The 13,642-nt window shown below is 59.6% G+C and carries 9 protein-coding genes; 6 read left to right on the forward strand and 3 right to left on the reverse strand.

Annotated elements, in window-relative coordinates:
- Nucleotide 1: 1 nt before the first annotated feature.
- Nucleotides 2-2,854, reverse strand: coding sequence for an excinuclease ABC subunit UvrA (uvrA, locus tag CRD20_RS00830; protein ID WP_070437626.1), 2,853 nt, complete (start codon nucleotides 2,852-2,854; stop codon nucleotides 2-4).
- A gap of 139 nt (nucleotides 2,855-2,993) precedes the next feature.
- Here uvrA and CRD20_RS00835 point away from each other — a divergent pair, with 139 nt between their 5' ends.
- The 4 genes from CRD20_RS00835 (at nucleotide 2,994) to CRD20_RS00850 (ending at nucleotide 8,524) form a co-directional block, all read left to right on the forward strand.
- Nucleotides 2,994-3,701 (forward strand): MBL fold metallo-hydrolase, encoded by a 708-nt coding sequence (locus CRD20_RS00835; protein ID WP_187404683.1) that lies wholly within the window; start codon nucleotides 2,994-2,996, stop codon nucleotides 3,699-3,701.
- Nucleotides 3,702-3,890: 189 nt separating this feature from the next.
- On the forward strand, nucleotides 3,891-4,760 hold the full coding sequence (locus tag CRD20_RS00840; protein ID WP_187404684.1) for a DoxX family protein: 870 nt from the start codon (nucleotides 3,891-3,893) through the stop codon (nucleotides 4,758-4,760).
- A gap of 133 nt (nucleotides 4,761-4,893) precedes the next feature.
- Nucleotides 4,894-7,395 carry an AAA family ATPase gene (locus tag CRD20_RS00845; protein ID WP_187404685.1) on the forward strand — a complete coding sequence of 834 codons (2,502 nt, stop codon included), beginning with the start codon at nucleotides 4,894-4,896 and terminating at the stop codon, nucleotides 7,393-7,395.
- 34 nt (nucleotides 7,396-7,429) lie between these two features.
- The gene (locus tag CRD20_RS00850; protein ID WP_187404686.1) at nucleotides 7,430-8,524 is read left to right on the forward strand and encodes a DNA glycosylase AlkZ-like family protein; all 1,095 of its coding nucleotides are present in this window, start codon (nucleotides 7,430-7,432) and stop codon (nucleotides 8,522-8,524) included.
- A gap of 84 nt (nucleotides 8,525-8,608) precedes the next feature.
- Here the strand turns inward: CRD20_RS00850 and CRD20_RS00855 are convergent, their stop codons facing one another.
- Nucleotides 8,609-9,049: a universal stress protein gene (locus CRD20_RS00855; RefSeq protein WP_005511992.1), complete on the reverse strand. Its 441-nt coding sequence runs from the start codon at nucleotides 9,047-9,049 to the stop codon at nucleotides 8,609-8,611.
- Between the two features lie 132 nt (nucleotides 9,050-9,181).
- Entirely contained in the window at nucleotides 9,182-11,314 is a 2,133-nt protein-coding gene (uvrB, locus tag CRD20_RS00860) for an excinuclease ABC subunit UvrB (protein WP_049193953.1), read from the reverse strand.
- 585 nt (nucleotides 11,315-11,899) lie between these two features.
- Here uvrB and CRD20_RS00865 point away from each other — a divergent pair.
- Both CRD20_RS00865 and CRD20_RS00870 read left to right on the forward strand, forming a co-directional pair.
- Nucleotides 11,900-12,580 (forward strand): endonuclease domain-containing protein, encoded by a 681-nt coding sequence (locus CRD20_RS00865; protein ID WP_255468660.1) that lies wholly within the window; start codon nucleotides 11,900-11,902, stop codon nucleotides 12,578-12,580.
- A gap of 69 nt (nucleotides 12,581-12,649) precedes the next feature.
- On the forward strand, nucleotides 12,650-13,618 hold the full coding sequence (locus CRD20_RS00870; protein WP_005511996.1) for an ABC transporter ATP-binding protein: 969 nt from the start codon (nucleotides 12,650-12,652) through the stop codon (nucleotides 13,616-13,618).
- The last annotated feature ends 24 nt before the right edge of the window (nucleotides 13,619-13,642 follow it).

The following is a 13,642-nucleotide window of genomic DNA, read 5'->3' on the forward strand; positions in this document are numbered from 1 at the left end:
GCTACTTAAGCAGCGGCTTCAGGTACTGCCCGGTGTGGGAGCCGGAACAGTTCGCGACATCCTCCGGCGTGCCCTCTACAACCACGGTGCCACCGCCGGAGCCGCCTTCCGGCCCCATGTCGATGATCCAATCCGCAGACTTGATGACATCCAAATTGTGCTCAATGACAATGACGGTGTTGCCCTTGTCCACCAGGCCCTGCAACACCAACATGAGCTTGCGGATGTCCTCAAAATGCAGCCCCGTGGTCGGCTCATCCAAGATGTAGACCGTCCGGCCATTGGAGCGCTTCTGCAGCTCACTGGCCAACTTCACGCGCTGAGCCTCACCACCCGAGAGCGTGGTTGCCGCCTGCCCGAGACGGACATAGCCCAGGCCGACGTCGACAAGCGTATTGAGATAACGCGCAATCGACTGAATCGGCTCGAAGAACTCCGCTGCCTCGGAGATGGGCATGTCCAGAACCTCAGCGATGGTCTTGCCCTTGTAACGAACCTCCAGCGTTTCGCGGTTGTAGCGCGCGCCGTGGCAAACCTCGCAAGGCACATAGACGTCCGGCAGGAAGTTCATCTCAATCTTGATGGTGCCGTCGCCCTTACACGCCTCACAGCGGCCGCCCTTGACGTTGAAGCTGAATCGACCGGGCTTATAGCCACGAACCTTGGCCTCTTGCGTCTCGGCGAAGAGATTGCGGATCTTGTCGAACACACCGGTGTACGTCGCTGGGTTGGAACGCGGGGTGCGACCAATCGGCGACTGATCAACTTGCACCAGCTTGTCCAGCTGATCCAACCCCTCCACGCGGCTGTGTCGACCCGGCACCTGACGAGCACCGTTGAGCTCGTTGCTCATCACCTTGGCCAGGATTTCGTTGACCAAGGTGGACTTGCCGGACCCGGAAACACCCGTAACGCAGGTCAACACGCCGAGGGGGAACTTCACGTCGATCTTCTTCAGGTTGTTTTCGCGAGCGCCCTTGACCGTCACCATGCGCGACTTATCAATCGCACGACGGTTCTCCGGCACCGCCAATACCCGACGACCCGAGAGATACGCACCTGTCAGTGACTCCTCGCAGTCAACGATGCCCGACGGTTCACCTTGGTAGACAATCTGTCCACCGTATTCACCGGCCTTTGGCCCAATGTCGACCAGCCAATCGGCCTCGCGAATCGTGTCCTCATCATGCTCGACCACAATCAGGGTATTACCCAGGTCGCGCAGGTTCTTCAGAGTCTTAATCAGGCGGTTGTTGTCGCGCTGGTGAAGACCAATCGATGGCTCATCTAAGACATAGAGCACGCCTGCGAGCCCCGAGCCAATCTGTGTGGCCAGACGAATTCGCTGCGCTTCACCACCGGACAGCGTGCCCGCCGAGCGCGACAGGGACAGATAGTCCAGCCCCACATCTAGCAGGAACTTCAGACGAGCCTGCACCTCACGCAGAACACGCCCGGCAATCATTTCCTCGCGCTTGCCCAGAGTCAGGGAATTCAGAAATGCCGAGCCATCGTGAACCGATAGCTCTGTCAGCTCGGCAATATTCTTCTGCCCGAACTCCGCCGAATCCAACGTCACCGAAAGAATCTCCGGACGCAAACGAGTACCGCTACATGCCGGGCACGGCACCTCACGCATGTATCCCTGGAAGCGCTCCTTCTGAGAGTCACTCTCCGCCTGCGACAGCTTGCGGTGCAGGTACGGCATCACGCCTTCAAACGGCGCAGTGTACTGGCGAGTACGGCCGTAGCGATTGCGGTAACGCACCGTGACCTTGTGGCTGGAACCATGCAGCAGGGCCTTGCGCTGCGGCGCTGTGAGGTCTTCGAAAGGCGTGGTCGGGTCGAAGCTCATCTCGGTGGCGAGGCCTTCAACCAGCTTTTCAAAGTACTTCTTGTTCAGCGTCTGCCGCCACGGCGCAATCGCCTCAATCGTCGGCAGCGACGGATCTGGAATCACCAGGTCCGTGTCCACCTCCAGCTTGGTACCGATACCGTCACACTCCGGGCACGCACCATACGGCGAGTTAAAGGAAAACGACCGTGGTTCCAGCTCATCGATAGCAATGCGGTGCCCATTCGGGCAGGCCATCTTCTCCGAGAACCGCTGGGTTCGACGCGGGTCGTCCGCCTCTAGCCCGACGGCGTCGATGACCACGACGCCGTCGGCAAGCAGAAGCGCCGTTTCGACGGAATCGGTGAGCCTGCGCTGCTGCGACTCCTTCACCTGGAGACGGTCAATGACCACGTCAATATCGTGCTTGACCTGCTTCTTCAGCTTCGGCGGATCCGTCAGACGGTGCATTTCACCATCGACGATGACACGCGCGTAGCCCTCGGATGCGAGGCGTTCAAATAGGTCGACGAATTCACCCTTGCGCGTGCGCACGACGGGTGCGAGGACCTGGAATTTGGTGCCCTCCGGCATCTCCATGACCTGATCGACGATCTGCTGTGGAGTCTGTGAGGAGATTACTTCCCCACAGGTCGGACAGTGCGGAGTACCGGTGCGCGCGTAGAGAAGACGCAGGTAGTCATACACTTCAGTGATGGTTCCGACGGTCGAGCGCGGGTTGCGGTTCGTCGACTTCTGGTCGATCGACACCGCCGGCGAGAGCCCCTCAATCATCTCTACATCGGGCTTTTCCATCTGCCCCAGGAACATGCGCGCATAGGAGCTCAGCGACTCCACGTAACGGCGCTGGCCCTCGGCGAAAATTGTGTCAAATGCCAGTGACGATTTACCCGACCCTGACAGACCGGTGAAAACCACCATCTTGTCTCTGGGCAAATCGATGTCAACACCCTGCAGGTTATGCTCGCGGGCGCCTCTGACCACTAGACGTTCAGCCACAGTGGGAAACCTCAATTCGTCGACGATTCACTGCCGACTAGTCTACAGTCCATAACCAATTTTTCGCACATGTGTTCAGAGACTCGTGGTTACGTTGCGCTCCTAGCGCGCCGACAGACACCTCATTACCCTGGGGCGCATGAACGACGACATTACAATCAGCCCCTACTCCAATTCGCCGAGCACGCGCGGCGTTGAGCGCATTGACTACGGCAATGTCACTATTTATAAGACCTCCGTCGGATCGATGGACAACAACGTCTACCTTTTGGTCGACTCCCGCGAGCCCGACAATTCCCTACTTATCGACGCCGCCACCGACGCCGACCATCTAATCCGCCTGGTTGAGCACGTCGGCGCGCAGGTCCGCACGATTGTCACCACGCACTCCCACGGCGATCACGTTCAGGCGCTCGGCGAGCTCCTGCAGTCATTCCCGGCCCGCCACATCACGTCCAGCCTCGACGCTACCGACATTCCCGAGCCCGCCGACCAGCAGCTCGACGGCGGCGAGACCATCACGTTCGGCCAGGGCATCACGCTGCCCACGTTCATCCTTCGCGGACACACCAAGGGCGGCCTCTGCCTCGACCTGTCCGCCAAGGAAGCCGGCGCGCTTTCCGACGACACCCCGTCACACCACCTCTTCGTCGGTGACAGCATCTTCCCAGGCGGTGTCGGCAAAACGTACTCGCCCGAGGATTTCACGCAGCTTATCGACGATGTCGAGAGCCGCGTCTTCCACGTCTACCCCGCCGACTCGGTGATTCACCCCGGCCACGGCAAAGACACCACAGTTGGTGTCGAGAGCCCCGAGGTCGAGAACTGGCGCCAGCGTGGTTGGTAGTGCTGGATGAGCGTGGTCGGTAGTGCTGGATGAGTGTGGTTGGCAGCGCTGGATGCAGCCGGAGCTTCTGAAAAACTCGTCATTCCCGCGACATAAATAGGCCGGGCTGCGTAGGATTAATAGTGAATTACAGCGACCAGATGGCCAAAAACACGGTTTCACCTGGACGACAAAGGAGATGGAATTTAGATGATTCGCAAGTTTGCCCGACCAATGCTGGCCTCGGTTTTCGTTGCCGACGGTATCGACACGCTGATGAACCAGAAGGATCATGAAGAGGGCGCACGCGACCTGATTGCCCGCGTCCGCTCCGTAACCCCGAACCAGTACAACAAGTACGTGCCAAATAGCGAGAAGCTGGTTGTCCAGGTCGTCGCTGGCACCAAGGTTGCTGCGGGTTCCCTCTACGCTCTGGGTAAGGCCCCACGCCTGTCCGCCACCGCTCTGGTCGCTGCACAAGTTCCGACGATGCTGGCTCGCCACGCATTCTGGGAAACCCAGGATTCGAAGGAGAAGGCAGCTCGCCGCACTGGTTTCCTGACCGACATCGGTCTGCTGGGTGGCCTCTTCCTAGCTACCGCTGACACCGACGGCAAGCCGGGTGTCGCTTGGCGCGCTGAGAAGGCAGGCAAGCAGCTGAACAAGAAGGTTCAGGCTGCCCTGCCAACCAAGTCTGAAACCGAGCAGCGCACTGAGGAAATCAGCGCAGCCTTCGCCTCCGCCGGCGAGAACGTCCGCGAAAAGGCCGGGCTGCTCCGCGATCGCGCATCTGAGGCCACCGATGGGGCTCGTGAATACGTCGAGGACAACAAGGACGGCTGGCGCGAGCAGCTCACCGACGCCTTCGACACCGCTAAGAGCTACGTCGAAGACAACAAGGACGACTGGATTGCCAAGGCCACCGAGCTCGCTGAGGACGCGCGGGACTATGCCGAGGACCTGGGCAAGGATCTCAAGAAGGACACTCGCAAGCAGCGCAAGGAACTGCGCAAGCGCGCAGCCAAGGCTTCCAAGGAGGCCAAGAAGTCCGCAAAGAAGGCGCAGAAGCGCCTGCAGTAAGTTTGCTGCCGCAGTTAAAGCGGTATACTTAAACGCTCCCCACGCCACTACGCGTGCGGGAGCGTTTTCATATTTTTATATTCATTCAGCACATCAGTTAGCACTAATTTTGCGATTCGTTGAGGAGACCAGGTTGGCGTCGCGCGCATCCGAGCCCGGGCAGGACCAGACAGGCCGCATTGGCCACACTGGCCAGGCAGGTCTGCCGGACCAGGCAAGTTCAGCACCACAGCGAGAAGAAGAAAGCATCCTCGCTGCCGAACAGGCCTACGTCGACCGTGCGTTCAGCTTCCTCGACCGGGCACGCGAGCGCGACCAAGAGTACCTGCGCCAGGTCATGCTCATCGACGACCCAGACCCGCAAGCCCGCGTGGAACGCGAGGTGGAATACCACCGACTACAGGCTAATCTGGACCGCTACCGCTCAGCCGAGATTGGCCTGGTCTTTGGTCGAATCGATATCGATGACACAGACCCCGACAATCCTTTGGCAGCGGAAGGGCCGGGGGCGACCGTCGATAAGCGATACATCGGGCGAATCGGCCTGTCCGATGAAGACGACGACTACCGCACGGTCATCATGGATTGGCGTGCCGACGGTGCGCGCCCGTTTTACCTGGCCACGACCGCGCATCCCGAGGGAGTCAGTCTGCGTCGACACCTGCGCACTCACGGCCGGAAGGTCCACAGCATTGACGACGAATGGCTCTCCGGCGAGGAAGCCGACAGCGCACACGAGACCGAAGTTGAAGCGGGCGTCGGTGGCGAATCGGTGCTGCGGGAGGTCATGAATCAAGCGCGCACCGGCCATATGCGCGGCATTGTGGAGACCATTCAGCGCGAGCAGGACCTCATCATCCGCGACTCCACCCGCGGCACCCTGGTCGTCCAGGGCGGTCCCGGCACAGGCAAGACGGCAGTGGCGCTGCATCGCGTCGCATGGCTTCTCTACACCTACCGCGATCAACTGGCGAAAACCGGTGTCCTCATCATCGGCCCAAACACAACTTTCCTCGACTACATCTCGCGCGTGCTGCCGAGCCTCGGCGAAACTGGCGTGGTGCTGACCACCATCGCAGATCTCTACCCCGGCGTGCGCGGTTCCAACGCGCTTATCGACGGACACAACCCCGAACCCCTGGTTGCGCAGGAAGTTAAGGGCTCGATTGAGATGCTCACTATCCTGCGCGAAGCCGTGCGGGCCTACCAGGAGCTCCCCGCGGAACCTCTTGAAGTCCGGAACGACAACATCACCCTGACGATCACACCTGACATGGTGAAAGCTGCACGCACGCGTGCGCGGCGGACTCGGAAACCCCACAATCTGGCCCGGCCGATTTTCCGCGATCACGTGGTGGAGCTCCTGGCCGCGCAGATGGCCGAGGTCATCGGCGCCGACCCGCTGGGCGGCGAGAACCTGCTGTCCGTGACCGACGTTGCCGACTTACGTGACGAAATTGACGAATCGGGAGCAGTCGCCGACATCCTCGACGAGCTGTGGCCTGCGCTTACGCCCGAGCGGGTGCTGTCGGAACTGCTGAGCTCTCGCGAGGCCATCGACTACGCCGCCACCGATTACGACGAGCTGACGCGCGAGGCTCTCTACCGGCCGGAAGGCACCGACTGGATGCCTTCCGACGCCCCGCTTCTCGACGAGCTGGCGGAACTCCTCGGCCCAGTTGGTGACGCGGAGGCCGATGAAGAGGATTGGCAGGCCCGCGTCGAGGAGGCGCAGGGCGCGTTGGATACCCTGTCCAGTTCTGCGTCCCAGGATCTTGACGACGGCTTCGAGGCCGAGATCTTGTCAGCGTATGACGTCATCGATGCCGAGGCACTGGCCGAACGCCACCGTGAGCGCGACCTGCGATCCACCGCCGAGCGGGCGGCGGCGGATCGCCTGTGGGCCTACGGCCATGTCATCGTCGACGAGGCTCAGGAACTCTCCGCGATGGCCTGGCGAATGCTGCGCCGCCGCAGCCCCAACGGCTGGATGACTCTCGTCGGTGACGTGGCCCAGACGGGCTCCCCCGCAGGTGCCGCGACCTGGGACGATGTGCTGGAACCCATCATCGGCGCGAGGTGGCATCTCCACGAGCTGACCGTCAACTACCGCACCCCAGCTGAGGTGATGGAGGTTGCCGCCAGCGTCCTGGCTCAGATTGATCCGGAGCTGGAGGCGCCGCAGTCGATCCGCGCGACCGGCCGCAAGCCTGTCCAGGCTCGCACCGTGACGGAGGCTCTGGCGCATGTGGAGCAGGTTGCGCAGCCAGACCGCCTGGTCGCTGTAATCGCGCCCGCCGAGTTGCTCGAAGCCACGCGCGCGGAGGTGCGGGAGTTCCTCGGTGGTGGAGCTGATGGAGATGGTGACCCTGATGGTGCTGGCGGGGCTAGTGCCGCCGATGACGCACCTGCTACTCGCCCCAGCAAACTCACCAACTGCGCGGTCTACGACATCACGACCTCAAAAGGCCTGGAATTCGACGAGGTCATCGTCGTTGCGCCCGACCAGATTGTGGCGCAATCCCCACAGGGGCTACAGGACCTGTACGTTGCACTGACTCGTGCGACCCAGGGGCTAATTGTTGTGGCGCCTCAGCAGTCGGGCGTTTTGCCGGAGCTGCAATGGTTAGAATGACGAGGATAGTGCCGTACAGAATGAGTGAGACATTATGTCCCAAAACTATCTACCTCAGCTAGCTGAACTTCGCGCACGCCGTCTCATTGCCCAGGGGTTAGCTGCAAGTCAAGCACGCAGCGATTGGAATACAAACCTCAAGTCGCCTGCATTATCAGCAACGCATGGCATGGTTGCTCTGCAAGGACAGAATTATTCGAACGGTGTTGATGCCATCGCCTTGCGCAGTGGCAGCACCACCGACGATGTTTTAGCAGCCATTTCTTCTTACGACATCGTTCGCTGTTGGTCGCAACGAGGCACCCTGCACTTTGTTTCAGCGCAAGACGCGGGAGCAATTATGAGGTTGACGAATCCGCGCATCGAAAAGGCGGCCGCAAGACGTCGTACGACACTCGGGCTTTCTCAAGATGATGTGCAGACCGCAAGGGCAGCATTTCATTCCGAATTGCGCTCACGTGGCCTGTCCGACCCGCTGACTCGGACTGAAGCCTATGAGGTTTTCGCAGATCATGGAATAGACCCCACGGAACAAAGAGGCCCTCACCTACTGCGCTCATTCGGCGGCGAAGGTGCTGTCGTCCAAGGGCCACGAAAAGGATCCGAAGATACCTTCGTCCTGCTTGCCGACGTAACTTTCAAAGGCGGCCTCTCAGCAAATACCACAGAGGGCTCCAGCACAGAACACTCAGCTGAATCCACGCTGGCCGACATTGCCTGGCGCTATGTTAATTCTCGCGGACCTATCTGTGTAGCTGACTTCGCGTGGTGGCTGGGGCTGACGAAAACTCAAGCGAAAAAGGCCCTTAAGCTTATCGACCACTTAATAGTTCCTTTCTCCCTCGATTCCTCTGCCTCTCCGGACGCGCCAACTGACACAGAATTCATCGGCGAAAATCTCGCGCAAAATGAGTACTTCATGCCGACATGGCAGCAGAACGTAACTGAAGCCGAGCTTGAAGCCGCGCTTTCACTGACGCTTCGACTGCCCGCTTTTGACGAGTACCTCATGGGCTACGGCAGCCGCACCGAAATTCTTCCTGAATCCCTTCGCAACCAGGTCTTAACCAGAAACGGAATTAGCTGGCCTTTTGTAGTTGAAGAAGGGATTATCACCGGCCGGCAATAGAAAAACCGGCACCTCATCTAAGAGGTGCCGGTTTAAAGCGAAGGCTAAATTGTTAGCTGACGGTCTTACTAGCTCACCGTTTTGTTAGCTCACAGTGTGAACGATCATGACGTCACAGTCCGACTGACGAGCAACATCAGCCGGCACAGAGCCCAGCAGACGACCAGTCAGCGAGTTAATGCCGCGGTTACCAACCACCAGCAGGTCAGCGCGACGGTCAGTGACCAGAGACATCAGAGCCTCAACCGGGGAGCCGGAACGAACCTCGGTCTCAACCTTGGTAGCGCCGACGGCCTCTGCGGCCTCCTTAGCAGCAGCCAGGTTCTTCTGAGCCGGATCATCACCGAGGACCTGAACCGAATCCTGGCGCAGGGTCTTGGACGCATCCTCTGCAGTCTCGTAGTAAGCGCAGCCGATAACCAGGGTGGCATCGAAAGCAGCAGCAATCGAGGCAGCGCGCTCTACTGCGAGCAGCGACGACTTAGAACCATCCGTGCCGACAACAATGGTCTTGTAATCACTCATGAAAACTATCCCTCACTGTGGAAGTTGCATTAAAACAGTTCATCGTGCGTAACGCCGTCGTTGCCCCGAACCCACTGGCCAGAGGCACTTTCGCGAATACACTGTTTTACTTCCCACAACAGTAGCAAAAAACTACTCGACACCGGCCTCAATCATCCCCTTTAGTTCCTTCTTGAGGTCGAAAATCTCATCGCGCAAGCGCCCCGCGAGCTCGAACTTCAACTCTCGCGCAGCCGCGGCCATCTGCTCCGACAAATCCGCGATAAGCGCCTCGAGCTCCGCCCTCGGCATCTGCTTACCGCTAGCACCACCGGCCGCGCCCGAGCCGTCGGCACGCGAGAGCAGCGCATCAGCGGCCGCACCGGTCTTGCCTTCGTAATCGGTGTCAGCGTTGTCGTAGACCTGATCCAGAATGTCCGCAATCTTCTTGCGCAGCGGCTGCGGATCGATGTCATGCTCAGTGTTGTACGCGATCTGCTTTTCGCGGCGACGCTCCGTCTCATCGATGGCGAACCGCATGGAATCGGTGATCTTGTCGGCGTACATGTGCACCTCGCCGGAGACGTTTCGCGCGGCACGACCAATCGTCTGAATCAACGAGCGCTCCGAACGCAGGAACCCCTCCTTGTCGGCGTCGAGGATTGCCACCAGCGAAACCTCGGGCAAGTCCAGCCCCTCGCGCAGCAGGTTAATACCGACCAGCACGTCGTACTCGCCGAGACGCAACTGCCGCAGCAACTCAACGCGCTTGAGCGTATCAACATCCGAGTGCATGTAGCGCACCTGCACGCCATTTTCGAGCAGGTAGTCGGTCAGATCCTCCGCCATCTTCTTCGTCAGGGTGGTCACGAGAACGCGCTCGTCACGCTCGGTGCGCTTTCGGATCTCGCCGATCAAATCATCGATCTGCCCCTCAGTAGGCTTAACGACGATCTTGGGGTCCACCAGCCCAGTCGGACGAATAACCTGCTCCACATACTCGCCACCGGTCTTTTCGAGCTCATAGTCACCCGGCGTTGCGGACATGAACACGACCTGGCCCACTCTGGCATCGAATTCGTCGAACGTCAGCGGGCGGTTATCCAGCGCCGATGGGAGGCGGAAACCGAAGTCGACGAGGTTGCGCTTACGGGAAGCGTCGCCTTCGAACATGCCGCCAATCTGCGGCACGGTGACGTGCGACTCATCGATGATGGTGAGGAAGTCCTCCGGGAAATAGTCGATGAGCGTCGCGGGGGCCGAGCCCGGCGCGCGACCATCGATGTGGCGCGAGTAGTTCTCAATGCCGGAGCAGAAGCCGACCTGTTCAATCATTTCGAGGTCGTACTCCGTGCGCATGCGCAGGCGCTGTGCTTCCAGCAACTTGCCGCGGTTTTCCAGATCCGCCAGGCGTTCGGCGAGTTCGGCCTTGATGTCCGCGACGGCCCGTTCCATGCGCTCCGGGCCGGCGACGTAGTGCGTAGCTGGGAAGATGCGCAGCTCCGGGACTTGGTCGATGACGTCGCCCGTGACTGGATTGAGGTAGTACAGCGAATCAATCTCGTCGCCGAAGAACTCCACCCGCACGGCCTTTTCTTCGTAGGCCGGGATGATGTCGACCACGTCACCTTTTACTCGGAAGGTGCCGCGGGTAAAGGCGATGTCATTGCGGGCGTACTGAATGTCCACCAAAAGGCGCAGGAACTGGTCGCGATCGACTTCCTCGCCCTCCTTCAGCCACACCGAACGATCGAGGTAAGACTGCGGGGTACCCAGGCCATAGATGCAAGAAACAGAGCTGACGACGACTACGTCGCGACGCGACAGCAGCGCTGAAGTAGCCGAGTGGCGCAGGCGCTCCACGTCCTCGTTGATCGACGAATCCTTTTCAATATAGGTATCGGTCTGCGCGATGTAGGCCTCGGGTTGGTAGTAGTCGTAGTACGAAACGAAGTACTCGACCGCGTTGTTTGGCAGCAGGCTGCGGAGCTCATTGGCCAGCTGGGCCGCCAGCGTCTTGTTCGGTGCCATGACCAGAGTTGGCCGCTGCACCTTTTCGATCAGCCACGCTGCGGTGGCTGACTTACCGGTGCCCGTGGCACCCATCAGGACTACCTCGCGCTCGCCTCTATCTAGGCGCTCCGACAGTTCCGCGATTGCCTGCGGCTGGTCGCCCGAGGGCTCGAACTCGCTGATGACCTCGAAGTTTCCCTCAGCGCGCTCGACTTCACCGACGGGCCGGAACTCCGAGTGCGCGAGGACGGGTTGCTCTGCTGCAAATGCCATAGTTCCCAGCGTAGCGAAGGCTGTCTTGAAAGCGGCTGGTTACGTTACTTCCTGGGGCTTTGGGCTGTCCAGGGCTGGGGCCCAGGGGCTTAGGAGCGGCTGTCGAGTTCCGGACCAACATTAAAATCGGCACAGATTTGGACAAGGCTGGCATAAAGTCGCTGCCAGGCCAGCAAAGGCGGGTTCCGCCTCACCAGCTGGCCCTTAGTGCGCATGGACTGACTCCTGGTGAAGCGCAAGCCGTCTTATCGATGGTCCGCGGCTGCGAGGCTGCGAGGCTGCGGGAGGCCTGGGTTATCCACACCCTGAAAGTTGTCCACAGATTGGACGCGGAGCCTCTCTCACAGAAAATCCCCTGGGCCGCAAAAGCTTAGAGTCCCGACCATGGGAAGCTTCACCACGGCCGAGTTACGTGCACTCGGCATCGGAGAGAAAAAGACCAGAGCCCTCCTACAACAAGGCAGGCTAATTAAATTGGTACGTGGCCTCTACATTGACGACCACTCTCCCGCCTCAGTCGCCCGAGCAATCACGGGGCATTACAAAAGCATTGCGCTAAGCGGCAAAAGCGCAGCTCAAATCCACTTGAGACTTCCCCTGACACTTCCTATCCAGGCAGAGGGCGCGGGATCAGTTCAGGCCGAGACCTTCTCCATTAGGCACAGTCGTCTGCCGGCCTACACCGACATCAATGGCCTCCCAGTTGCCGAAGCCCTCTGGGCAGCACGCGCTTCAAAAGACTATGCACACAGAATCCTGGAAACACACTACGCCGGCCGGGACGGCGAGAAGCGACTCAACCACGACCTCAGCCGGATGCGGAAAGTCCCCGCATGGCTGCGTGAAACCATCACCACCACGCCGATTGGCTCATGCAGCGAACTCGAGCGCAAGCTGGCCCGTCCACTAATCAAGCGCGGGTACCGCATCCGAATGAACCAGTACATCGGCCCCTACTGCTTCGACATCCTGCTTGACCAGTGGAAAATAGCTATCGAAGTCGACTCAGAGACGTACCACGCTAACGAGGACTCGTTCATCGCAGATCGCTGGAAGGCCAACTCCGGCACGCTGCACGGCTGGATAATCCTAAGGTTCACAGACTCATGCATCAATTGGAATCTCGACAGCGTCCTCGACGAGGTTGAGCAGGCAATCCGATGGGTACAAAAGCGCCGTCCCCGCGTGGACTATAAACCAGGATGGCCTGCCTGCCAGAAAGTCTGGGAGTGGAATCCAACGGTTGGCTACGCCAACAAGCAATGACACCTGTCATGGGCAATTCGTGACACCACCTATACGTCCATACCTCTAATCCGCGCTGAACTTGGAACTATGAATCCGGACGTAATTCTCGAGTTCTCCAATATCACCAAGCAATTCAGCAAAGGCCAGGTAACCGCACTCGATGATGTCAGCGCCACCGTCCGCCGCGGTGAGGTCGTCGCCATCCTCGGTGAAAACGGCGCAGGCAAAACCACACTTATCGATCTCATCCTCGGCCTGACCACACCCACCGCCGGCCGCATCGAAGTCAACGGCCAATCATCCAGGAACGCGGTCAATGCTCAGCAGGTCGGCGCTATCTTGCAGACGGGCGGTTTGCTTCCCGACGTAACGGTCGAGGACACACTCAAGATGATTGCCAGTGGCTATTCGGAGCATGTGGCGTTGGCGGACGTCGTAAAGCAAGCGCGGCTGGAACCCTTGCTGAAGCGGAAAGTCGGTAAGTGCTCGGGCGGTGAGCAGCAGCGATTGAAGTTTGCGTTGGCCCTGCTCGGTGATCCGGAGTTGATTGTGTTGGATGAGCCGACAGCGGGGATGGATCCGAGTGCGCGGCGCAATTTTTGGGCGGATATTCATGCCCGGGCGGAGCGTGGCACGACGGTGTTGTTCACCACGCATTACATGGATGAGGCGGAGGATTTTTCGAAGCGAATCATCATGCTGCACAAAGGGCGTATCATGGCGGACTTGGATACGCCGAGCATGCTTGCGCTGAGTAAATCAGTGCTGGTTGAGGCTAATTTTCCGGGTGCGGCACCGGAGCTTTCAGAGCGCACTGAGGTCGATGAGGTCACCTGGTTGAGTAGCGCTGCTGGGGAACCGGCCGGGACCAGTAGGCGCGTGCGGCTGCGGACACGGGATTCGGACTCACTGCTTCGTCACTTGGTAACGGAGACGGATGCGACCGACTTCACGGTCCAGCGCGCGAAGCTTGATGACATTTTCATTTCTATGCAGCGTGACGCAGATGTTGCAGCTGATGCCACGCCCGATGTCGCCGTGGCTGCTGGGAACTAAAGGAAATAACTGGAAAGGATTGCC

The sequence above is a fragment of the Corynebacterium sp. LK33 genome, assembly GCF_014334955.1.
Classification (GTDB): domain Bacteria; phylum Actinomycetota; class Actinomycetes; order Mycobacteriales; family Mycobacteriaceae; genus Corynebacterium; species Corynebacterium jeikeium_D.